The organism is Paraburkholderia sp. GAS41 (assembly GCF_050436545.1).
In the GTDB taxonomy this organism is placed as follows: Bacteria; Pseudomonadota; Gammaproteobacteria; order Burkholderiales; family Burkholderiaceae; genus Paraburkholderia.
Genome location: NZ_JBNDMK010000002.1, coordinates 602,348 through 623,701 on the forward strand (window position 1 = coordinate 602,348; position 21,354 = coordinate 623,701).

Consider the following 21,354-nt stretch of genomic DNA (forward strand, 5'->3'; position numbering starts at 1 on the left):
GCGGCAGGCAGATCGGCGCGCGGTCCTTCTACAGCCCGGCAGCGGATTGCGCCGGGGTCCGTCGTCAGACACAGCAAAAGGGGAAGGCATGTCGACCTCACCGCTTATCGATGGTGGCGCCCCCCGCGATGCGGGTGGGCATGTCGCACAGACCGACGAACGTCTGTATAACCACGACCTGGCGCCGGTCCCGCTCAACAAACGCACGTGGACCGGCTATTGCATCTTCGCCATGTGGATGTCGGACGTGCATAGCGTGGGCGGCTATACGTTTGCGGCGAGCCTGTTTCTGCTCGGCATTTCCGGCTGGCAGGTGCTGATTGCGCTAACCATCGGTATCCTGATCGTGTATGTGCTGATGAACCTGGTAGGCAAACCCAGCTTCGTGCATGGCATCCCATTCCCGGTGATGGCGCGCGTCAGTATGGGGGTGATGGGTGCGAATCTGGCGGCGGTGATCCGCGGCGTGGTGGGCATTGTTTGGTATGGCGTGCAGACTTATTTTGCGTCGAAAGCGGTGGCGACCCTCGTCATCCTGTTCTTTCCGGCGGCTACCGCGCTGCATGATTTCAGTTTCCTGCGCCTCGACGGACTCGGCTGGGTCAGCTTCCTGTTTATGTGGGTGTTCCAGTTGATCATCTTCCAGCGCGGCATGGAGACGATCCGGAAATTTATCGATTTCTGCGGACCCGCCGTGTATGTGGTGATGTTCGCGCTGATGGCGTGGATTCTTTCGCAAGCGGGCCTCGGCAGTCTGAGCCTGACACTCGGCGGCAAAGTGCTCTCCGGCAGCGAGCAATTCGCCAGCATGGGCAACGCCACCTTGCTGGTGGTGAGCTATTTTGCTGCGCTGCTGCTCAATTTCGGCGATTTTTCGCGCTTTGCCAAGAGCGAGCGTCAGATGAAAGTGGGCAATTTCCTCGGTCTGCCCGTCAATTTCATCGTGTTCGCCATCATCACCGTGATCGTGACTTCGGGCAGCGCCACGGTGTTCGGCTCGATGATCATGGACCCTGTTGCCATCGTCGCGCATATCCAGAACAAGGTAGCGGTGGTGATCGGCAGCCTGACGTTCATCGTGGCGACGATGGGCATCAATATCGTGGCCAATTTCGTCTCGCCCGCTTACGACATTGCGAACCTGTTCCCCAAGCATATCGACTTCAAGAAAGGCGGCCTGGTGGCCTCGATTCTCGCGGTGCTCGTGTGTCCGTGGATTTTCGTCGATAGCCCGAAGGCGATTACGATCTTCGTCAGCGTGTTCGGTTCGGTGCTCGCGCCGCTGTACGGCGTGATGATGGCGGATTTCTACCTCATCAAGAAGCAGCAGGTCGAAACGGCCGAGCTGTATAGCATGTCGCCGAAAGGACGCTTCTATTACGACGGCGGCTGGAACAAGGTCGGCATTTCCGCGCTCGTCATTTCCGGCGTCATCTCGGTAGGCTGGGAACTCTGCACGCAACTGCTGCACGTCTTGCCGGACAACAATTTCGGCTGGCTGATCGGCGCCGCAGTGGGTGCAGTGCTGTACGTGGGGATGATGCGCGCGGCGCGGCGCACCTGACGTGCGGCCCGAAAGGGCCGCTACGTATCGCCACTTACTTGTGTTGCGTGCGCAGGTCGACCGCTGACGAGGCGTTGGCTGGTCTCGCCGCGTCGTCGAGATGAACCGCGACGTTGCGATACACGTCACGGCAAAATTGCATGCCGGTGGGCGTCTCCGGCGCCTTCTCGATCACCGGCACGATCTTCTCCGGGTTGACGAGCGCCGCGTCCACCGCCATCTCGTCGTTGGGATCCGCCTTCATGATGCCGATGCCGTGAATCGTCACGGCAACGCACGGGTCCGGCATTTCCCTGCCGTGTGTGGCCGCGACATTGAAGTTGATGTTCAGGCGCCAGAATCCCTCATGAATGTCCTGATGAATGATGACCGCTTTGACGAGGTCCTGATGCGACAACAAATACTCGGTGTTTGCCATAAATTTGCTCCTCGACGGGGCTCATCCTGCGAGTGCCGTATCGCGTGAAGTGCTGGATTCGCGTCACGAAACACCGCATACCGGACCACATTGTACGAGACCGAAAATCACAATCAAGACGCATGCTGCAAACAGGCGACACGTTGCAACCTGGACCTGTTTAATGGCCTGACGTCGTCAGCGGCATCACGACCCAGACCTCCAGTCCGCCTCCTTCGCGCGCGTGAAACTGCAGCGAGCCGCCGTGCAAACGCGCGATACGTTCGACGATAGCCAGTCCGAGCCCCGTTCCGCCCGCCTGCGAACGCGCATTGCGCCCGCGCTGAAATGGCGCCTTCAGGGCTTCGAGCTCGTGCGGTGCCAGCCCTTCGCCACGGTCGCCAACCGCGACATGGACGGCGCCGCTTTGCACCCAGGTGCGCACGGCGAGGCCCACGCGCCCGTACACCACGGCGTTTTGCATCAGGTTCATCAGGAGCCGCATCATGGTGATCGGACGGAACGCGACCAACGGTATCGCACCCAGGGAGAGCTCGAATTCGTGGCCCAGCCCCGCGAAATCGGCAGCGAGCCGGTTGATCAGCGCGTTGAGGTCGCCGGGTTGCGCCGTCTCGCGCTCTCCGCTTCCTGCGTAGTCCATGAATTGCTGGAGGATGGTTTCGATCTGATCGAGATACGCCTCGGCGGCCACGACGAAGTTGTCGTCGCCGTGGTCGGTGATCGCCATGGCCATTGCCAGCCGCAGCTTGGTGAGCGGCGTGCGGATGTCGTGCGAGATGCCCGCCAGCATTACAGCGCGCGTCGCTTCGGCTTGCTGCAGCGCTTGTGTCATCTGATTGAAAGCGCTGCTGACCTCGGCGATTTCCGTGGGTCCGTCGGTCGGCAGCGGCGGCGGAGTCTCGCCCGAACTCACTCGCCGCGCCGCATGCGCCAGATTTTGCAACGGCCGGTTCAGGTGCCGCTGGATCAGGTAGCCCGTGAGCGCGGCCGCCGCCGCGAGACCGAGCGAGAGCAGAATGGCCGCGTCGAGACCGGCGCCGCGCGCATCCTCGGGAATCGGCAGCGCGAGCCAATAGGGCGTTTCATGCGCATGAATCCGGATCCACAGACGCTGTCCGCCCACGGCTTGCCAGCGCACCAGCATGTCGGCAGGCAGATGCTGACGTAGGGCGTCCAGAAACACTTCGCGCTGATAGGTGGTGTAGAAATGCAGCAGGCTCGAGCTTGGCTCGAGTTCATCCAGGTCCGGTGGTTGTGCGCCCTGGTTGAGGCGCGCCACCAGCACGTTGCGTGTGTTGTCGGGGGTGGCTGCGAAGAGCGAGTCGAGGGTGGTGACGTAGCTGGCGAACACCGTAGCGGTGCGTTCGACACGCGGCTTTTGCACGTAGTGCAGCAAGACCGCCAGCGAACACACCTGCGACAGCATCACGAGCACGATCAATACGGCGATGTTGCGCGCGAGCAGGGTCTGGGGCATCGCGAAGCGCTTCATGACAAGACTCATGATTCGACATCGGCGATGAGCATGTAACCGACGCCCCACACGGTTTTGATGAAGCGTGGCTTGGACGGATCGTCCTCGACGATCTGGCGCAGGCGCAGCACCTGCACGTCGATGCTGCGATCCAGCGCATCGTGATCGCGGCCGCGGGCTCGCGCAATCAGGTTGTCGCGGCTCACCGGCCGGTTAGGCGACGATCCCAGCGCAACCAGCAGCAGCATCTGCGCGGAGTGAATGTCGAGCGGCTCGCCCTTGCGCGAGAGCGTTTGTTTGCCGAGGTCGAGGCTGAAGTCGCCGAAGCGGACTGTCTGCGAGGTCACCGTGGGATCGCCTGACGCGATCTTCTGGCGCCGCAGCAAGGCGCGGATGCGCGCCACCAGTTCGCGCGGCAGAAACGGTTTGGCGAGGTAATCGTCGGCGCCTGTTTCGAGTCCCACGACCTTGTCGAGCGGGTCGCCCTTGGCGGTCAACATCAGGATGGGCAGCGTTTGCCCTTCGGCGCGCAGCCGGGCACATATTTCAAGGCCGTTTTCCTCGCCGATCATCAGGTCGAGCACTAGCAGGTCGTACGGCTCGCGCTGCAGGTAGCGGTCGAGGCGCTTGCTGTCCTCGACGACTCGGACTTCGAAGCCGTGTCCTGTCAGGAAGCGCTGCAGCATGTTGCGCAATTCGGCTTCGTCGTCGAGCACGATGATTTTCGCGGGTCGATCCATGCGTAGGCTCCTTGGGCGCGCATCAGCCACCAGAATAGCGGTTTTCGGGGACAGTGCGATCAGGTTGCCAGGGGCACAGTGCTTACGATCCCTCTGATGATTGCCCGGATCAGTGCGCTGCCGCGCGCTCCTGCATGAATGCTTCGATTTGCGGCAAGGTCACGAAGCCGGCCTTCTGGGTGTCGATCTGGTCGAAATAGCGGGCGACCATCGGCATGCCGGCTGCTGCCTGTTGCCGCGTGAGCTTGCCGTCTTGCGTGGTGTTCGCGTTCGCAAAGCGGCTTTGCAACTGCTGCGCCATTTGTGCCATACGCTGCGGGTTGCCGCCCATGGATTGGGGCGCGGTTTGCGCGAAAGCGCCGCTGCAAGCCAGGCACAGCACCAGAATCGCCAACATCTTCTTCATCTCGTTCTCCGGGGAGTTTGCCGTTGCGCGTCGTCAGCCTCTTGCTGCGATCCGTTCAGCGACAGGACGAATTCTTATTGACTACGCCGGGGAAGGCAATTTCAGAATCATGTCACCGTATGTCGCGGTGGAGTCTGGCGTGTAGGTTTGCTGATGAACCGCCTGATGCGGCGCGCACCGGAGCGGCGCGGCGCTGGGGTGGCGCTGGCGCGGTGCTGGATTCGGCGACATGGAATGAAACAGTTAACGCGCGAAGTCGCCGTCGCGCCCGGAGAGAATGCAACGGCGAATGGGACGGCACGCGATTGCGGCGGCCACGCGGGTGCCGGCGAATACAGCGAGGCGCTGCGCGTCTTGCGACGCCACGTCAATGAAAGATCAGATAAAGGATGACGAGGACAATGAGCGGCACACCGAGTAACCAGCCAAGAAGATAAGGCATGATAGTTCTCCTCCGAATGATGGTTGCAGTACACCCGCTATCCAGCATTCGGCGTGCCTAACCCCGGTTAGCGGCGCAGCGCAAAAGGCAGCTCGCCGCTTACGACCGATTCATACGCCGCGTTTAATCGCGCCATGTCCTGCTCGCGTTCGCTAGCCTGTACGTTGTGCAAGCCGGGTAGATCCAATGTAACAGCCTGGCAATGCGGATAGTCCCGGACCCGCAGTTCAGGTGCAATCGTCGTAAAAAATCCGGTGGTGGGCACGTCGAAACCGGCGGCGATATGCACGGCCGCGGTGTCGGAAGTCAGCACGTAACGTGCATGCCGGATCCACGCAAGAAAGTGGGCGGTGCTCGTCGAGGTGGCCGTCACGTCGATGTAATGCGGGTGCTCAATCGAGCCAAAACCCAGCACAGGTAGGCCGAAATGTTCGAACAGACGGTTCACCAGCGCGGCGCGAACCACATGGGGAATGCTGCGGATAGGCGTGCTGGCGGTCGGGCAGAACAGCACATACGGCTGGTCCCGCCAGGGTTCGGGCAAACATGGCAATTCCAGCGTCTGGAGCCAGCGGTTGGCTTTGTCCGTGGATGCGATGCTCCCAGGCGGCACGCCTAACGAAGCAAGAAAAAAGTCGATCATCGGCAACGACGTGAAGCCTGGCCAGAACAGGTGGTTGCCCATGTCGATGCGCAACTCGTCAGATGGAATATCGGCGAGTGGCCAAGGTAATGCACGTATTTGCGCGACCTTGTCTGCGGCCAATGCGTAGAACTGCTTGACGTAGTGCGGTGCGAGTTCAGGCCGGTAAATCACGAAACGCACCTGCGGATAGGCGTGCCGAATCGCGGCCAGCGCGGTCAGGCCAATGACCGAATCGCCGAGCGTCACGCCCATACCATTGATCACGTGAACGACGGCGAGCTTCGAGTAGTCGAGTTCGAAGGAGTGGGCCGCTGCGTTGAGGATGCCGAACTGGCTCGCGAGCGCGACATGCTCGCCGATCTCGGCATCGCACTGCTCGAGATCGTAGGGCGCGACGATGTGACCGTCGGAGGTGAGCAGGGATCCGGGATGGGTGAGCGCTTCGTCTGCACGTAGGCTTTGCACTTCGAGGGGTCCGTTGGTTGTGTCGAGTCGGATTGACCGGCTTCGTTGCGCGCATTCGGCACATTGCGTACCGAGGCGCGCGGCACGCGAATTATGCCTGTTCGCGGCGATAGTCGCAGTCAGTGCGTGACGACCTGGTGCAAGGCCGGCAGCGCCTTTGTTGAAGCGTTCACGTCTGGCGAGAGTCAGTACTGAGACTCGCGCGCAGTTCCTTACGCATCACCTTGCCGGTCGCCGTCATTGGCAGGCTATCGACAAAGCGTATTTCGCGCGGATACTCGTGCGCGGCGAGACGCGTCTTGACGTGCTGCTGAATCTCCCGCACCAGATCGTCGCCAGGCATGAACCCGGCATTCAGCACGACGAACGCCAGCACGATCTCGGTGCGCTGGGCATCGGGCGCACCAATCACCGCGGCCATGCAGACGGCAGGATGCTGAAGCAGGCAGTCTTCGATCGAGGCCGGACCGATCCGATATCCGGCGCTGGTAATCACGTCGTCGTCGCGGCCGACGAAGCGAATGAAGCCTTCGTCGTCGCGCTGGCCCAGATCGCCGGTGAGCAGATAACGGCCGCGAAATTTGTCACGCGTCGCGGCCTCGTTGCGCCAGTAGCCGAGGAACATCACCGGGTCGGGACTGGCAATCGCAATGTTGCCGATCGCGTCGGTCGGCACGGGGTGTCCTTGTTCGTCGACGATCGCCACGTCGTGTCCCGGCACCGCTTTGCCGATGGCGCCGACACGCGGGGGAAACAGCGACGCACACGACGACACCACCACGTTGCATTCGGTTTGCCCGTAGAACTCGTTGATGGTGACACCGAGCGCGGCGCGTCCCCACGCGATCAACTCCTCGCCGAGTGATTCGCCGCCGCTTGCCACCGCGCGCAACGATAGCTTCCAGCGCTCCGGGTGTGCCACGGTGCGCATCATCTTGAGGGCGGTAGGCGGCAAGAAGGTGTGCGTGACCTCGTGACGTGCCATCAGGTCGAACGCCGCTTCACCGTCGAATTTATCGAAGCGGCGCGCAAGTACGGTTACGCCGTGATGCCACGCCGGTAGCAGGACATCGAAGAGGCCGCCAATCCACGCCCAGTCCGCCGGCGTCCAGATCAGCGTGGCCTGGGCGGGAAAGCGGGCCTGCGACAGCTCTACGCCGGGCAGATGCCCAAGCAGGACGCGTTGCGCGTGCAGCGCGCCTTTCGGCTTGCCGGTCGTGCCGGAGGTGTAAATGATGACGGCGGAGTCTTCCGATGAGGTGTCGACGGGCGTGAACGCCTCGGACTCTGCGTTGAGCGCGTTCCAGAAGGCGTGCACGTCGTTCGTTGCAGCGGGGCTCACTGAATCGACGCAATACACCGCTTTCAGTTCGGGCAAGGTGTGACGGATTTCAGCGAGTTTCTGCAGACCTGCTGCGTCGGTAATGAGTGCTGCCGAGGCACTGTCGGCAAGCCGGTACTGGATGGCATCGACGCCAAATAGCGCGAACAGGGGCACCGCGATGCAACCGGCCTTGTAGGCGGCCAGATGCGCAATGGCAGTTTCGGGCGATTGCGGCAGGAAAATCGCCACGCGGTCGCCCTGCACGACGCCACTGCGTCGTAACGCATTGGCGAATTGATTGGAGCGGGCCTTGAGATCGTCGAAGCTATAGCGTGTGGCGCTGCCGTCCCGCTGCTCGTAGATCAATGCGAGGCGGCCCGAGCCGTCAGCCCATTTGTCGCACACGTCCACGCCGATGTTGTATTGCTCGGGAATTTGCCATGCAAAGCTTGCTACCAACGCGTCATACGTCTGTGCTGCTGGAAGCATTGCTTCCTCCTCGTATCCATGACAACCGCTGCATTGCGCGCCTGCTGACGCGTGACCGGACTCGAGTAGAGCGCAGCTATAGAGGTGAGTCAAGTTGCTGGAGCGAGCGCCGCAAAAACTCAAGGACTGCAATGCATCTTTACGGGATTCGAGAAAATCACGCGGGTTATTCATGCAACAATCCCAGCGGGTTTTTGAAGGATCGTATGGATACGCTACAAAAAATGCGGGTGCTCGTTCGCGTGGTCGAAGTGGGCAGTTTCACCGGTGCAGCGCTGCACCTCAACACCACCACGGCTTATGCGTCCCGCGCGGTCTCCGATCTCGAAGCGCGCCTGCAAACGCGCCTGCTGAATCGCACGACGCGTCGCATTGCACTCACCGAAGCGGGTGAGCGTTATCTGCGTCGCTGCGAAGACATTCTCGCGTGTGTCGACGCGGCCGAAGCTGAGGCGAGCGATGCTCAGGCACGTCCGTCCGGCAAGCTCAAGGTCCACGCCATGACAGGTATCGGCCAGCATTGCGTGGTGCCCGTTGTGGGGCGCTATCAGCAACGCTATCCGGATGTGAAGGTGGAACTGACGCTCGCGCAGCGCGAGCCGGATCTGATCGACGAGGGCTATGACGTCGCGCTTGTACTCGCCACGAAATTGCCTGATTCGGGGCTGATTTCGCAGCGCCTCGGCAGCACGTTCAGTATTGCCTGTGCTTCGCCGGCGTACCTTGAGCGCTACGGCGTGCCGGGAACGCCCGCGGACCTGGCCGCCCACACCTGTCTGCGAACGGTGACGCCGATCTTTCCGGCGCACGAGTGGGTGTTTCAGGGGCCGTGCGGCCCGGAGACGTTTGCGCCTGGCACAGCGAAGTTTTGCGTCAATGTCGCGGAGGCATTGGCGGTTGCAGTCGGTGAGGGCATGGGTGTCGGGTTACTGCCTTTTTATTCTGCGGCGAGCGGCCTGCGCAGCGGCGAACTGGTTCACATTCTTCCGGAGTACACATCACAGCATACAAACGCGTTTGCGTTGTATGCGTCGCGCCAGTATCTGGACGCGAAGATTCGCACCTGGATTGAATTCCTGCGCGATGAACTGCCTGCCACGCTAAATCACGAAAACGTGGACGCTGTTGTGACGAGCAATCTGCTGTACTAACAGAGCGTTTGCTGCGACGCATTTACTGCTATGCAGCATGAGTGTACGGCATTTACATAAAGGGAAAACCCGCAATCGGTAAAGAGCGGCGTCCTTTATTGACTTAAGCGCTGCATTGTCGCCCTAATCGGGAAAGCCCTAACACCGTCTGAGCATGGTTCGCGCTAGTCTTCTCGTCAGAGGAGGCAATCCATGAGACGCGTATTTAATATTGCTGTACTAATGCTCCTTGCGTATTTAACCGCGGGCCGCGCATTAACCCATGCCCAGGCTGGGGAAGAGGGCTCCATATCCTGCGAAAAAGGGGCGGAAATGGTCCGCGTCGGAGCGATGGGCAAGGGCTTCTCGGAAGCGGCCTCCAGCGGACAAGGCCAGAATTTCCTCTCGAGCTGTCTCGTTTCAGGCGAGGCACGCGTCAATGATCAGGTGGTTGCGCGCGATTAATGTCATGTTTAATCCGGCTCCTTATCGGGGCCGGATGTAGTTATTCTGTATGGCGAACGATTCCAACCTTTGTTGCCAATCTGCGCCTGGACGGTCCAAACGCCTCCGGTTGACGCACTGCGGCAATTAAAAAACGTTGCGCTGCGCCAGACCGGATTCGTATGTCGGCAATCAGCGCCGGGTCGGCTCACGCGCCGTCAGGATGCGGCTAGTACTTGTTAATAAGCCGTCAATGAGCCGTCAATGAGGCCAACGTCTCCACAATCTCCGTGAACGACGGTCGCCCCGCCGCCGCCTCGCTCAGACAGGCACTTTTGAGTTCCCCTAACCGGGCCAACGTGATAGACGGCCATTCCGGCGCATCGCATCGCGCGATCAACTCTTCGAGCAGGCAACCGAACGCCCGCACCTCAATGCGCTGAAGCAACCGTGCCTGTGTCGGGTCATCCGGCGCGTAGAAGGATGCCGCACCGAAATCCCCCAGCAAGGCGTGGCCCTGTCCGCAATGCAGAATATTGTGGGCGTACAGGTCGCCGTGCATGATGCCTTGCTCATGCAAATGCCCGGCGGCCGAGGCGATGCCGAGCGCGATACGCAGCGCTGCGGCGAGATCGAAGCGCGTGTCTTCGCTGTAAATGTCTCGCGTGCACGAATCCAGACTCGGTGGACCCGCCAGATTGGTGAATTGCGGATCGATCAACTCCATCACCAGACCGTGGCTGTCTGCAGGATGATCCTTCACCTTGCCGAGCACCGGGATCAAATTCGGATGGCCGCCTGCATTGATGCAGGCGGCCATTTCAGAGTGCGGCAAGCCGTCGCTCGTGACATCGCCCTTGAACAGCTTCACGGCGACATGGCGATCGATTTCGTTAGGAATACGATGCGCTGCGCGGTGGATGACACCCGAGGCACCCTCGCCAAGTCGATGATGCAGTTCCAGCTCGTCCCAGTGCATCTCCTCGATGGGTGTTTCGTTCAACGCCGCGGCTTCCAGCTCCGCGGTAAATGGATTACCCGCGTACGCGAGCCATGAAAGCCGAGGCAATGCCAGCAACCACGCGGGGAGTTCAGTGAGTCGATTCGCCGCGAGCCGGATCAGTTCGAGACGCGTACACGCAGCCAATCGCGCGGGCAACGTCTGCAGACGGTTGCCCGCTAGCATCAGTTTCTGGAGTTGCGTGCAGTGGCCGATTTCGGGCGGGAGGGCTTCGATTTCGTTGTCGGTCAGGATGAGCCAGCGAAGCGCGGCGGGAAGCGATTCACCGGGCACCGTGCGGATCCGGTTCGCCTTGAAGCCCACCATGTTCAATGTCTTGCAATGCCCGAGGACTTTGGGCAGCTCGGTGAATTGGTTGTCGGAACAGAACAGGATGCGCAGCTTGTGCAGGCGCGGCAAGTCGTCCGGCAACGAGGAAAGCGCGTTGCCGGAAAGATCGAGAATTTCCAGCGTGTCTGCCAGAGCGAAAATCTCGCGCGGAAATTCGTTGAGCCCGCAGGCGAGCTTCAGGCGCTGCGTACCGGCTAGTTGCCCGGCAAGCAGTTGATCGAGGGTGGTGGTCACAGTGATGAGGCGAGCGCGGCGCGTGCTGCCCGATTGATTTTGTCAGGCTCGATTCTACCGGCATGTCAAAACACGATGGCCGGCGACCGGAAGCTGTCCCGTTTCGTGGCATGCAGATGCGATATCTGCAACAATTGGCTGACAGGATGAATCATTTTTGTCTAAACAGCATTTTCAAGCGGGTTTGACGTGTCGTGTGCTGGCAGCTGCCAGAGAGTCCCGCGCCCGGGAACCCGTGCGGATCCGCTCGGTGCCATGGATACGTCGGTTGTGCGTTTGACGCATTTCCAGCGCATGGAGCGCCCCGTCGCCAGAGAGCAGCCATGAACCTCCAGGCTTTACGCTATTTTTTAATGGTCTCGACAACCGGCAGTTTTCTCGCCACTGCCCGGCACTTCGAGGTGCCCGCCTCATCCGTATCGCGATTCATTGCCGCGCTGGAGAAAGAGCTGGGACAGCAGCCGTTTTATCGGAGCACGCGTGCGGTCAGGCTCACTGAGCAGGGGCCGCGCTACTATTCGCAAGTGCGTGAGGCAGTCGAACTTCTGGATGGCGCGGCAGACCAGTTGAGCAACCGGGACGCCGGTATCCGTGGACTCGTAAAGATCAATGCGCCGGAAGCGCTGGGCATGCTTCATGTCGCCAGACTGGTCAACGAACTGCAGGCCAAATATCCAGACCTGACAGTAGAACTCACGCTTACCGATGCCTTCACCGACCCTGTCCAGGAAGGTACCGATGTGACGATTCGTGTAGGACGACTAGTCGATTCGGGGTTGATCGGAAAAGTCGTGAGTGCTCACCGATACCTTCTCGCCGCGAGCCCCGAATATGTGGCATTGCATGGCACACCGCAGACTCCGGCCGATCTTATGCAGCACAATTGCCTGCTGTACAAGGGGCAACAAGGATCGCAACGATGGTATTTCAGGCGTTCCTCGAAGGAAAACTTTGAGTTTCTGGATGTCAGCGGTTCATTGCGAAGCAATAATGCGGAGGTCCTGGTGGCGGCCGCTGTGGCAGGGCGTGGAATTGTGCTATTCCCGAGCTGGCTGTTCGCGCCGACGAGCTTCAAAGAAGGGAAGCTGTTGAGCCTGCTGCCGGACTGGGATATCTCGGCGTCTGCGGAAGACTTATATATTCAAATGCTCTCGCCGGAGAACCGCTTGCGATCTCATAAGGTGCGCGAAGTATCGGCTTTCCTGGTCGAGGCGATCGGGTCGCCTCCTTACTGGGACGATCTGTTGTTTTAGCTGAGGGGATCCTGTCCGCTTCGCTTCACAAGCGAAATTCCACGTCTGTCCAACCGCCGCATGCTTCAGAGACGCGCGCGAAGTTCGATCTCGGCGCGGCTCACGACGACCTTGCAGGCGAGCACGCGTTCGACCAGCGCCTCGTATGTCGGAGCGTGTGCGTCTCGCCCGGCGGCGTATCGTTTGGCGATACCGTGGCCGTGCTCCGCAGCGGATCGAAGATGCCCGATGTGGACTGCAATCGCGTGGTCAGTCAGATCCCAGACGGGAAACGCAGCCAGAGTCTGACGGGTCTGGTCCCACTCGCGGTCGGCGCCATAATCCATATAACCCGGCAAAATGTCGCGGGACTCAAACGCCGTCTTCAAGTCATCGAGCCGTCGGGACATGCGAGCGCAGACTGCCAGAACGATCCGCATCTGTGCGCGACGTCGCCGTCGTTCGAGGAATAGTCCGTGGACGAAAGGGACGAGCGCGGCGGCCGCGATGGCGAGCATTCCGCCGCCTGCCTGGGCAAGTTGCAACCAGTCGCCGCGGTGAAACGAATTCATGCCTGGCATTCCGATTCCGGCAATGTGTCCACACGACGTGCTGGTCAGCATCAGGGTGCCGAGCCATACGCCGCATGCCGTGCCCAATGTCTGCAGTACATCGGCAAGGTTGATGAAAAGGTAGCAGCCAGCCGCAAGGCTGGTCGCAAGCACAATCCAGCTTCAAATCCCAATCAGGCACTGATCTGCGGTTCAGCGTCGTCCGGATCGACGCGCTTGCGCGCAACCTCGTCGAGCTTGTCGCCCAGCAGGCGTCGAACGGTGACGTAGAACACCGGTATCAGCAGGAGTCCGAAGATGGTCGCGAACACCATTCCGCCGATCACGCCGGTGCCGATTTCGTGGCGTGACGAGGCACCCGCACCGCTCGATGTCACGAGTGGCACGGCGCCGACGATGAATGCAAGCGACGTCATCAGGATGGGCCGGAACCGCAACTGAGCTGCGCTTATGACCGCATCGAACAGCGTCATGCCCTGGGCCCCCCCGTCAATCGCGAACTCGACGATCAGGATCGCGTTCTTCGCCGCCAGCCCGATCACCGTGACCATGCCAATCTTGAAATAGATGTCGTTCGGCATATGGAACACGTAACAGAAAGCGGCCATCCCGAGCAGGCCGAGCGGCACCGCCAGCAACACCGCGACCGGCACCGACCAGCTTTCATACAACGCCGCGAGGCAGAGGAACACGACCACGATCGACAGCACCATCAATACACTGGCCGAGTTGCCGGCGAGGACTTCCTGATAGGACTGTCCGGTCCAGTCGGATGCGTAGCCCGCGGGCAACTTGTCGACGATGTTTTGCAGGATCTGCATCGCCTGACCCGTCGAGTTTCCAGCCGCTGGTGCGCCGACGATTTCCACCGCCGAGTAGCCGTTGTAGCGCGGCAGCGCCTGGGGGCCGAGATTCCACTTCGCTTTTACGACGCTGGAGAGCGGCACCATGTTGTACGGACTAATCGCGCCGTTACTCGCGGACGGGACCACCGGATTCGGCGCGCCCGCAGTTGAGACGTCCATGACGCTGCTATCGGCAGCCTTGCTCGTCAGGCCGCTCGGGGTGTACATGTGCTGTAGCGCGTCGAGTCCCATGCGGTACGGCGCGTCAGCCTGCATGAACACACGTTTGACGCGGCCGCCGTACGTAAATTCGTTCACGTAGACCGGAGCGAGGTCCATTTGAATCGTGTTGTACACGTCGGTCAGAGACAGGCCCATGGTTTGCGCCTGCAAGCGATCGACGGCCAGCTTGAGCTGGGACGCCTGCGGCAGCGAGTTCGGACGGATGCCGAACAGCCTCGGATCGTGAGTTGCTTGCGTGAGCAGCGTTGCCTGCGCCCGCGCGAGCTGGTCGCGCGGTTGTCCCGCGCGTGCCTGCAGGTACATGTCGACGCCGGAGAACTGGCTCAGGCCGCGGATCGTCGGCAGGTTGGTCACGAAGATCTGCGCGTCGTGAATGCCGTGCAGCAGCTTGTTCGCCTGCGGGATCAGTTGCATCGCACTCTGCGAGCGTTTGCTCCAGTCGGTGAGCTTGATGAAGATCATCCCGACGTTCTCGCTCTGCCCGACGAAGCTATAACCTTCGACCGCAAACGTGCCGGCAATGTTCTTGCCGAGCGGACTATGCGTGAGCGTGTCGGTGACCTTCGTCATGACCGCATCGGTACGTGCGAGGGCGGTACCCGAGGGCATGTTGACGATCGCGAGCATGAAGCCCTGATCCTCGTCCGGCACGAACGACGTCGGCAGATGCGAATACAGCACCCCGGCGAGCGCCGCGAGCGCGACGAACACGGCCATCCAGCGAGGCACGCGCCGCACGGCATGCCGAACCTGACCGACGTAGCTGTCGCCGATCCGGTCGAAGCCGCGATTGAACCAGCGGAACACGACGTTTTCGCTGGCGTGATGCGAGGGCTTCAAAAGCGAGGCACACAGCGCCGGAGTGAACGACAGCGCGAGAAACGCTGAAAACACCATCGATACCGCGATCGTCAGCGCGAACTGCGAATAGATGATGCCGGTCGCGCCCGGTTGCAGCGCAGATGGCACGAACACCGCAGCGAGCACGACCGTGATCGCGATGATCGCGCCGGAAATCTGGCGCATGGCCTTGCGGGTTGCCTGTTTCGGGCTCAACCCTTCCTCGCGCATGATGCGTTCGACGTTCTCGATGACGACGATCGCATCGTCGACGACGATCCCGATTGCCAGCACCATGCCGAACAGGTCGAGCTGATTCAGCGTGAAGTGCAGCGCCGACAAGCCGATCATCGTGCCGAGCAGTGCGACCGGAATCACCAGCGTCGGAATGATGGTGGCGCGGAGGTTCTGCAGGAAGATCAGCATCACGACGAACACGACGGCAATCGCCGCGATCAGCGTATGCACGATGTCCGTGATGGACGCGGTGATGAACGGCGTCGTGTCGTACATCACATGCCACGTCACGCCCTGCGGGAAGTCGCGCTGGAGGACGTCCATCTTCTCCTTGACGGCCTTGCCGACATCGAGCGCGTTCGCGCCCGGCAGCAGGAATACGCCAAGGCCGCTGGCGGGTTGGCCGTTATATCTCGCACCCGTGCCGTAGCTTTGCGCACCGAAGTCGATCCGCGCGACGTCGCCCAGACGCACCACGCTGCCGTCGTTGCTCGTACGCAGGATGATGTCGTGAAACTGCTGGATCGACGTGAATAGTGTGTCGCCGGAAACCGTTGCCGTGAAAACCTGGCCCTTGACGGGCGGGTCCGCGCCGAGCGAGCCGGTCGCGAACTCGGCGTTCTGCGCCTTGATGGCGTTCAGAACCTGCGAGGTCGACATGCCGTAGCCCTGCAACTTGTCCGGGTCGAGCCAGATACGTACTGCGTACTCCGAACCAAGTATGAACGTGTTGCCGACGCCATTGACGCGACCGATCACCGGCTGGACCTGCGAGGCGATGATGTCGGAGAGGCGCGCGGTGTCGACAGACGGATTGGTTGATTCCAGCCCGACGAACATCAGGATATCGGGACTCGCCTTTGCGACCACCACGCCTTCCTGGGTGACCTCGGATGGCAGCAGCGGTTGCGCCAGGGCGACCTTGTTCTGCACCTGCACTTCCGCGATGTCGGGATTCGTTCCTGTTGCGAAGCTCAGCGTGATCGTCGCCGTGCCGTTCGAGTTCGACACCGAGTTGAAGTACAGCAGATTGTCGATGCCGGTGAGCTGTTGCTCGATCACCTGCGTGACGGTCGATTCCATCGTGGCTGCATTCGCGCCGGGATAAGTCGCGGTGATCGTGACCTGCGGCGGTGCGATGTCAGGATACGAGTCGATCCCGAGACGCGTGAGCGAGATCACACCAAACAGGCAGATCAGGATCGGAATCACCCACGCAAAAACGGGCCTGTCGATAAAGAAACGGGGCATGCGCTGACTCCTACGACCTGTTGCCGGCTAGCGGGCTGGATGATGGGCGGGCGGTGCCGGCCTGCGACAGTCTCGTGGCCTCGTTGGGAACGGCAGCGGGAGTCACTTTGACAAGCAGACCTTCATGAACCGCCGGCATGCCCCACACGATGACGCGGTCGCCAGGCGAGAGTCCCTTTGTGACGATCCAGTCCTGCGCATAACTGTCGTTGGCGTCGACGTCCTTGCGGATCACCTTGCCGTCCTGACCGACGACCAACGCATACGAACCGGCGGTGTCGCGCGCGATGGCCTGCTGCGGGATCGCGAACACGCCGTTGCGCTGACCGAGATCGACATCGAGCGACACATACATACCCGGCAACAACTGATGCTGCGGGTTCGGCACGCGCGCGCGCAGATTGACCGCACCGGTGGTGGCGTTCACCGCAACATCGGAGAAGTCGAGCGTGCCGGGTTGATCGTAGGGTGAGCCATCGGGCAGCAGGACCTGAACCGTGGTCTTGTCCTGGCTCGCCAACGCGACCTTTCCGGTCCGCTGAGCCTTGCGCAGCGCAATCAGGTCCGCAGCGCTGATCGTGAAGTTCACGTACAGCGGATCGATCTGTTCAACCGTTGTGAGCAGGGTTCCGATGGAGCCCGCGTCGGTCGTGCCGTTGCCGACCACCGCGCCTGCCGTCACCTGCTGCTGGCCCGCAATGCCGGTGATCGGCGAGCTTACCTTCGTATAGCTGAGATTCACGCGCACGCCGTCGACCGCGGCCTTATCCGCCTGAACTTTCGCTGCCGCGCTACGCTCGACCGCGTCGGCATCGTCGACGGTCTGCTGCGACACCGAGCCGACCGGAAGCAGCTTGTGATAGCGCTCGGCCGTCACGTGATCGTTCGTGTAGGTGGCCTGATCTTGTGCGAGTGTCGCGAGGTCGTTGTTCAGCACCGTCTGGTACCAGGTCGGATCGATCTCGAACAGCACCTGACCCGCCTTCACCTCGCTGCCCTCCGTATAGAGACGTCTCAGCAGTACGCCTGAGACGCGGGCGGTGACGTTCGCACTGTAATAGGCGGACAGGCGTCCGACGAGGCTACGGGTAAGCGGAACGTTCTGCGGCTGCGCGTCCAGCACGCCGACCTGCGGCGGCGGCGGAGCCGCTGGCGGATCGCTCTTTGCGCAGCCGAACAGCGCGATGACGCCGATGGACGTGAGAGAGGTGCGAAGGAGCAGTGACTTCATGGGGAAGAGAGCCTGCAAGAATGAAGGAAGAGGAGAAGGGAGCATTCCGGCGATGCGCCTAGCGAGCATTGCTGGTCGATGCCGTGACGCTGGCGGGGGCTTCGTTAGCGTCGTTCCAGTGCCAGCCGCCGCCGAGGTTTCTGATCAACGTGACACTGCTGAGCGTCAACGCAGCCTGGGTGTCCGAAAGATTCTGCTGGGCGAGCAGGAGCGTCAGTTGCTGGGTCAGTACGTTCTGCTCGCTTGCGGAGCCGAACTCGAACTGCGCGTGCTGACTGTCGAATAGTTGCCGGTTGCGCCGGTAGATCTCGCTGAACGACTGTGCCTGCTGCGCCAGATGCTTCCACGACGACAGGCTATCTTCGACGTTCTGGAACGCGCTCAATACCGTCTGCCGATACGCGGCAACGCTTTGGTCGTAAGTCGCGCGCGCTTCGTGCACGGCGGCCGTGCGTGCGCCGCCGTCGAAGATCGTCGCGGCGAGGTCCGGGCCGAGTGTCCAGAAACGGTTCGGCACCGAGAACAGGTTCGCGAGCGCGTTGTGCTGGAATCCCCCCTGCGCGGACAACGTCAGCGTGGGGAAGAAGGCCGCTTCGGCAGCGCCGATCTTCGCATTCGCTGCCGCGGCATTGCGCTCCGCACTGACGACGTCGTAACGCTGTTCGAGCAGTTGCGAGGGCAATGCAAGCGGCACGGCGGGCGCGATGAACGCATAGGTCGATACGGGTGCGATCGAAAAGCCTGCGGGCGGCACGCCGGTCAGCACCGCGAGCGCATGCTCATATTGCTCGCGCGAAATCTTCGCGGCCTGGAGATCGGCGATCACCTCTTCGAGGTTGTCCTGTGCAGCGAGGACGCTGTCGTTCGACGCCTCGCCCTGCGCGTAACTCGCGCGCGTCATGTCCAGAATGCGCGTGTCGATCTGCTGCTGCTGTTCGAGCAGGCCAATATCGACATCGCGCTGGCGCAGTTCGAAGTAGTCGGTCGCAACGTTCGTGGCGATCGACAGGCGAACGCCCGCGCGCTGCGCGTCACTGGCCTGCGCGTTCGCGTTGCTCGACTCGACCTGCCGGCGAATCCCGCCCCACAGATCGAGCTCCCAACTCGCGGACAGCGCCGCCGAAGCAAAGTTGTGTACGCCAGGCTGCAGCGATGCGCCCGATGCACTGTTCGCGCCTGCGGTACCGGCGCCAGACCGTCCGCCCGATATGCCGGCACCGACGAAGGGAAGCAGGCTCGCCACACTCGCGTCGACATCGGCCTGCGCGAGCCGCCACGCGGCTTCGGCCTGCGCAATCACCGGGTTCGCCCGCTGCGCCTGCTCGACCAGATGCGTCAAGGTGTTGTCGTCGTAGTCGAGCCACCACGTGCTCGACAGTGCCGCCTGCGGATTGGGGTTCGCGCGTTGCCAGTCCACGCCTTCCTTGAAGCTCGCGGGAACGTCGACTGCAACCTTCTGGTAGTTCGGTCCCACCGCGCACCCGGCGATGCCGAATGCGAGGGCAGCGGCGCAGCACCATCGCGGCGCGTTTCGATTCAGTAAGGGACGAACGGCATCGCCCCCGGGAGTGACTATGTGATTCATTCCGGATCCTGCGGACGAGAGCGGGGTGTCGATGAGGGCGATACTTCCAAGGCGTGAACGTGAGCTTTCGGCGAGCACAGCGGGCGCGAAATAGCAGCCGCGTATCCCCGTTGGTCTCCGGGATCACGAACGCTCGTGAATAGTGGTCTAATCTGGCTGTTTCGAAGCGAAGGTAGCTTAGAACGCCTTGTGTCTGACCACTAGACAGCCGGGATGAGCGGGACTCATCCAGATTTGTGAGGAATGTATGCTTGACCTGAACGAAATCTATTTTTTCGTCGAGGTCGTTCAGGCCGGAAGTTTCGCCGAAGCCGCGCGACGTCTGGGAATGCCTGCGAACACGATTAGCCGCTACATTCAGCAACTCGAAAGCGAGCTAAAGAGCCGCTTGATTCTTCGTACGACGAGGAAACTGACGCTGACCGCGGTCGGCCAGACGTTTTATGATCAGTGTGCGAGAAATGTGCAGGCGCTCGTGCATGCAGGGCAGCAAGCCGCCGACACGCATCCGGAGCCGGTTGGCCCGCTGCGCGTCGCCTTGAACAACGATTTCTTCGACATCATTCCGGATACTTGGGTCACGGAGTTTCTCGCGAGCTATCCGGGTGTGACGCTCGAATTCGTCGTCGACAATGCCTATCTCGACGTGACGGCGAGCGGCGTCGATCTCGCCTTGCGGCGCGAATCGATGCTGGACGAAAACGCGACGCGTCGCGTCCTGCGCGCGGCACGCAGGCGCCTCGTGGCATCACCGGCCTATATCGAGGCTCGCGGCATGCCGACGAGTGGCGACGAACTCAGCCAGCACGACTGTCTGCTGATTTCCCGCGATTTCGGACCAGGCACGTGGTATCTGAACGGTCCGGATGGACGCATTGGGGTTCAGGTGCAGGGGCGCCTGCAGTCCAGTACCGCGCGCCCGGTCATGCAGGCGGCAGTCGCCGGTCTGGGCATCGCGTTCCTCTTCGACCTAATCGCGAAGCGCGATATCGAGGCCGGGCGTCTGGTTCCGGTGCTCGACCAGTATCGATCGGACGCAACGAATTTTTGTGCCGTCTTCCCGAATCATCGGCACATCAGACGGATTGCGACGATTTTTGTAGACGCGGTCCAGAACAAGCTCGCCGAGATGGCCGCAGCAACCGAGCTTTGAACCACCCTCACCAAACACAGTAGGAGAACTTAAATGACGCTTGCAAAGAGAAACTTCGGCCGCACTGGCTGGAACGTGTCGGAAATCGGTTTCGGGGCATGGGCCATTGGCGGCTCATGGGGCGGCGTTGCCGAAGACGACGCCAAGGGCGCGCTCAACGCCGCGCTCGATAACGGCGTGACGTTCATCGACACGGCTGATGTATACGGCGACGGCCGTTCTGAACGGATCATCCGCGACGTGCTGCGGGAACGAGGCGGCGAGCGTCCCATCGTGGCCACCAAGCTCGGGCGCCGACTCGACCCGCATGTCACGAGCGGCTATACGAACAAGCAGGCGCTTGCAGGTTTCATCGACCGTAGCCTTTCGAACCTGGGCGTCGATACGCTCGACCTCGTGCAATTGCATTGCCCGCCGAGCGAGGTTTATTACCATCCCGAAGTATTCGCCGCCATGGACGACTTCGTGGCTGCCGGCAAGATTCGCTTCTACGGCGTGTCGGTCGAAAAGGTCGAGGAAGCACTGAAGGCGATCGAGTATCCCAATGTGGTTTCGGTGCAGATTATCTACAACATGTTCCGTCAACGCCCGGCCGAACTGTTCTTCAGGGAAGCAAAAAGGAAAAACGTGGCAGTCATCGCGCGCGTGCCTCTGGCGAGCGGCATGCTGACGGGCAAGATGTCCGCGGATTCGGTTTTCGCATCGGACGACCATCGTGCGTTCAATCGCCATGGCGAGGCGTTCGACGTGGGCGAAACCTTTTCCGGGGTGCCTTATGACATCGCTTTGAAGGCGGTCGATGAACTGCGTGGTCTTGTACCGGTAGATGCCTCCATGGCGCAACTCGCGCTGCGCTGGATTCTCATGGAGGAGGCTGTTTCCGTCATCATCCCGGGCAGCAAAAACGCGGCGCAGGCGGCGTCGAATGTGGCGGGTGCGAACCTTACCCCGCTGTCCGCTGAAGCCATGCAACGCGTCCGCGAAGTCTACGCGCGACATATTGCACCTCAGGTCCATCAACGCTGGTAACGAGCGAAG

General features: G+C 61.3%; 17 protein-coding genes. 6 read left to right on the forward strand and 11 right to left on the reverse strand.

Annotation, left to right across the window (positions count from 1 at the left end; all coding sequences use genetic code 11):
* Positions 1-88 precede the first annotated feature (88 nt).
* Positions 89-1,564 (forward strand): NCS1 family nucleobase:cation symporter-1, encoded by a 1,476-nt coding sequence (locus P3T43_RS05930; protein WP_429280106.1) that lies wholly within the window; start codon positions 89-91, stop codon positions 1,562-1,564.
* Positions 1,565-1,598: 34 nt separating this feature from the next.
* On the opposite strand, the gene P3T43_RS05935 is transcribed toward P3T43_RS05930, so the two are convergent.
* From P3T43_RS05935 to P3T43_RS05960, 6 genes are all read right to left on the reverse strand, one after another.
* Positions 1,599-1,982 carry a hypothetical protein gene (locus P3T43_RS05935; protein WP_429280107.1) on the reverse strand — a complete coding sequence of 128 codons (384 nt, stop codon included), beginning with the start codon at positions 1,980-1,982 and terminating at the stop codon, positions 1,599-1,601.
* Positions 1,983-2,142: 160 nt separating this feature from the next.
* Positions 2,143-3,486 (reverse strand): ATP-binding protein, encoded by a 1,344-nt coding sequence (locus tag P3T43_RS05940; protein ID WP_429280108.1) that lies wholly within the window; start codon positions 3,484-3,486, stop codon positions 2,143-2,145.
* Positions 3,483-4,196, reverse strand: coding sequence for a response regulator (locus P3T43_RS05945; RefSeq protein ID WP_429280109.1), 714 nt, complete (start codon positions 4,194-4,196; stop codon positions 3,483-3,485). The genes P3T43_RS05940 and P3T43_RS05945 overlap by 4 nt, the downstream gene beginning before the upstream one ends.
* Positions 4,197-4,305: 109 nt before the next feature.
* A complete protein-coding gene (locus P3T43_RS05950) occupies positions 4,306-4,602 on the reverse strand; it encodes an EF-hand domain-containing protein (RefSeq protein WP_429280110.1) in 297 nt (98 codons plus the stop codon).
* A gap of 509 nt (positions 4,603-5,111) precedes the next feature.
* Positions 5,112-6,155 carry a glycosyltransferase family 9 protein gene (locus P3T43_RS05955; protein ID WP_429280111.1) on the reverse strand — a complete coding sequence of 348 codons (1,044 nt, stop codon included), beginning with the start codon at positions 6,153-6,155 and terminating at the stop codon, positions 5,112-5,114.
* A gap of 169 nt (positions 6,156-6,324) precedes the next feature.
* Positions 6,325-7,968 (reverse strand): acyl-CoA synthetase, encoded by a 1,644-nt coding sequence (locus P3T43_RS05960; RefSeq protein WP_429280112.1) that lies wholly within the window; start codon positions 7,966-7,968, stop codon positions 6,325-6,327.
* A 206-nt stretch (positions 7,969-8,174) separates the two neighbouring features.
* On the opposite strand from P3T43_RS05960, the gene P3T43_RS05965 reads away from it, so the two are divergent.
* Both P3T43_RS05965 and P3T43_RS05970 read left to right on the forward strand, forming a co-directional pair.
* Entirely contained in the window at positions 8,175-9,119 is a 945-nt protein-coding gene (locus tag P3T43_RS05965; RefSeq protein WP_429280113.1) for a LysR family transcriptional regulator, read from the forward strand.
* 192 nt (positions 9,120-9,311) lie between these two features.
* The gene (locus tag P3T43_RS05970; RefSeq protein ID WP_429280114.1) at positions 9,312-9,563 is read left to right on the forward strand and encodes a hypothetical protein; all 252 of its coding nucleotides are present in this window, start codon (positions 9,312-9,314) and stop codon (positions 9,561-9,563) included.
* Positions 9,564-9,792: 229 nt separating this feature from the next.
* Here the strand turns inward: P3T43_RS05970 and P3T43_RS05975 are convergent, their stop codons facing one another.
* Positions 9,793-11,127 (reverse strand): leucine-rich repeat-containing protein kinase family protein, encoded by a 1,335-nt coding sequence (locus tag P3T43_RS05975; RefSeq protein ID WP_429280115.1) that lies wholly within the window; start codon positions 11,125-11,127, stop codon positions 9,793-9,795.
* Between the two features lie 323 nt (positions 11,128-11,450).
* On the opposite strand from P3T43_RS05975, the gene P3T43_RS05980 reads away from it, so the two are divergent.
* Positions 11,451-12,380, forward strand: a complete 930-nt coding sequence (locus tag P3T43_RS05980; RefSeq protein WP_429280116.1) for a LysR substrate-binding domain-containing protein — start codon at positions 11,451-11,453, stop codon at positions 12,378-12,380.
* A 65-nt stretch (positions 12,381-12,445) separates the two neighbouring features.
* On the opposite strand, the gene P3T43_RS05985 is transcribed toward P3T43_RS05980, so the two are convergent.
* The 4 genes from P3T43_RS05985 to P3T43_RS06000 all read right to left on the reverse strand — a co-directional run bounded on the left by P3T43_RS05985 (position 12,446) and on the right by P3T43_RS06000 (position 19,163).
* Positions 12,446-12,931, reverse strand: a complete 486-nt coding sequence (locus P3T43_RS05985) for a hypothetical protein (RefSeq protein WP_429280117.1) — start codon at positions 12,929-12,931, stop codon at positions 12,446-12,448.
* Positions 12,932-13,104: 173 nt separating this feature from the next.
* The gene (locus tag P3T43_RS05990; RefSeq protein ID WP_429280118.1) at positions 13,105-16,347 is read right to left on the reverse strand and encodes an efflux RND transporter permease subunit; all 3,243 of its coding nucleotides are present in this window, start codon (positions 16,345-16,347) and stop codon (positions 13,105-13,107) included.
* A 10-nt stretch (positions 16,348-16,357) separates the two neighbouring features.
* Entirely contained in the window at positions 16,358-17,578 is a 1,221-nt protein-coding gene (locus P3T43_RS05995) for an efflux RND transporter periplasmic adaptor subunit (protein ID WP_429280119.1), read from the reverse strand.
* A gap of 58 nt (positions 17,579-17,636) precedes the next feature.
* Positions 17,637-19,163 (reverse strand): efflux transporter outer membrane subunit, encoded by a 1,527-nt coding sequence (locus P3T43_RS06000; RefSeq protein ID WP_429280120.1) that lies wholly within the window; start codon positions 19,161-19,163, stop codon positions 17,637-17,639.
* A 247-nt stretch (positions 19,164-19,410) separates the two neighbouring features.
* On the opposite strand from P3T43_RS06000, the gene P3T43_RS06005 reads away from it, so the two are divergent.
* Entirely contained in the window at positions 19,411-20,316 is a 906-nt protein-coding gene (locus P3T43_RS06005; protein WP_429280121.1) for a LysR family transcriptional regulator, read from the forward strand.
* A gap of 33 nt (positions 20,317-20,349) precedes the next feature.
* Positions 20,350-21,345 (forward strand): aldo/keto reductase, encoded by a 996-nt coding sequence (locus tag P3T43_RS06010; protein WP_429280122.1) that lies wholly within the window; start codon positions 20,350-20,352, stop codon positions 21,343-21,345.
* Positions 21,346-21,354 lie beyond the last annotated feature (9 nt).

What these genes read in the sequence shown, in the direction of transcription:
- P3T43_RS05940 (WP_429280108.1), bottom strand. Translation starts at nt 3,486, where the DNA reads ATGAGTCTTGTCATGAAGCGCTTCGCGATGCCCCAGACCCTGCTCGCG.
- P3T43_RS05990 (WP_429280118.1), bottom strand. Translation starts at nt 16,347, where the DNA reads ATGCCCCGTTTCTTTATCGACAGGCCCGTTTTTGCGTGGGTGATTCCG.
- P3T43_RS05980 (WP_429280116.1), top strand. Translation starts at nt 11,451, where the DNA reads ATGAACCTCCAGGCTTTACGCTATTTTTTAATGGTCTCGACAACCGGC.
- P3T43_RS05935 (WP_429280107.1), bottom strand. Translation starts at nt 1,982, where the DNA reads ATGGCAAACACCGAGTATTTGTTGTCGCATCAGGACCTCGTCAAAGCG.
- P3T43_RS05945 (WP_429280109.1), bottom strand. Translation starts at nt 4,196, where the DNA reads ATGGATCGACCCGCGAAAATCATCGTGCTCGACGACGAAGCCGAATTG.
- P3T43_RS05985 (WP_429280117.1), bottom strand. Translation starts at nt 12,931, where the DNA reads ATGAATTCGTTTCACCGCGGCGACTGGTTGCAACTTGCCCAGGCAGGC.
- P3T43_RS06010 (WP_429280122.1), top strand. Translation starts at nt 20,350, where the DNA reads ATGACGCTTGCAAAGAGAAACTTCGGCCGCACTGGCTGGAACGTGTCG.
- P3T43_RS06005 (WP_429280121.1), top strand. Translation starts at nt 19,411, where the DNA reads ATGCTTGACCTGAACGAAATCTATTTTTTCGTCGAGGTCGTTCAGGCC.
- P3T43_RS06000 (WP_429280120.1), bottom strand. Translation starts at nt 19,163, where the DNA reads ATGAATCACATAGTCACTCCCGGGGGCGATGCCGTTCGTCCCTTACTG.
- P3T43_RS05930 (WP_429280106.1), top strand. Translation starts at nt 89, where the DNA reads ATGTCGACCTCACCGCTTATCGATGGTGGCGCCCCCCGCGATGCGGGT.
- P3T43_RS05970 (WP_429280114.1), top strand. Translation starts at nt 9,312, where the DNA reads ATGAGACGCGTATTTAATATTGCTGTACTAATGCTCCTTGCGTATTTA.
- P3T43_RS05965 (WP_429280113.1), top strand. Translation starts at nt 8,175, where the DNA reads ATGGATACGCTACAAAAAATGCGGGTGCTCGTTCGCGTGGTCGAAGTG.
- P3T43_RS05995 (WP_429280119.1), bottom strand. Translation starts at nt 17,578, where the DNA reads ATGAAGTCACTGCTCCTTCGCACCTCTCTCACGTCCATCGGCGTCATC.
- P3T43_RS05950 (WP_429280110.1), bottom strand. Translation starts at nt 4,602, where the DNA reads ATGAAGAAGATGTTGGCGATTCTGGTGCTGTGCCTGGCTTGCAGCGGC.
- P3T43_RS05960 (WP_429280112.1), bottom strand. Translation starts at nt 7,968, where the DNA reads ATGCTTCCAGCAGCACAGACGTATGACGCGTTGGTAGCAAGCTTTGCA.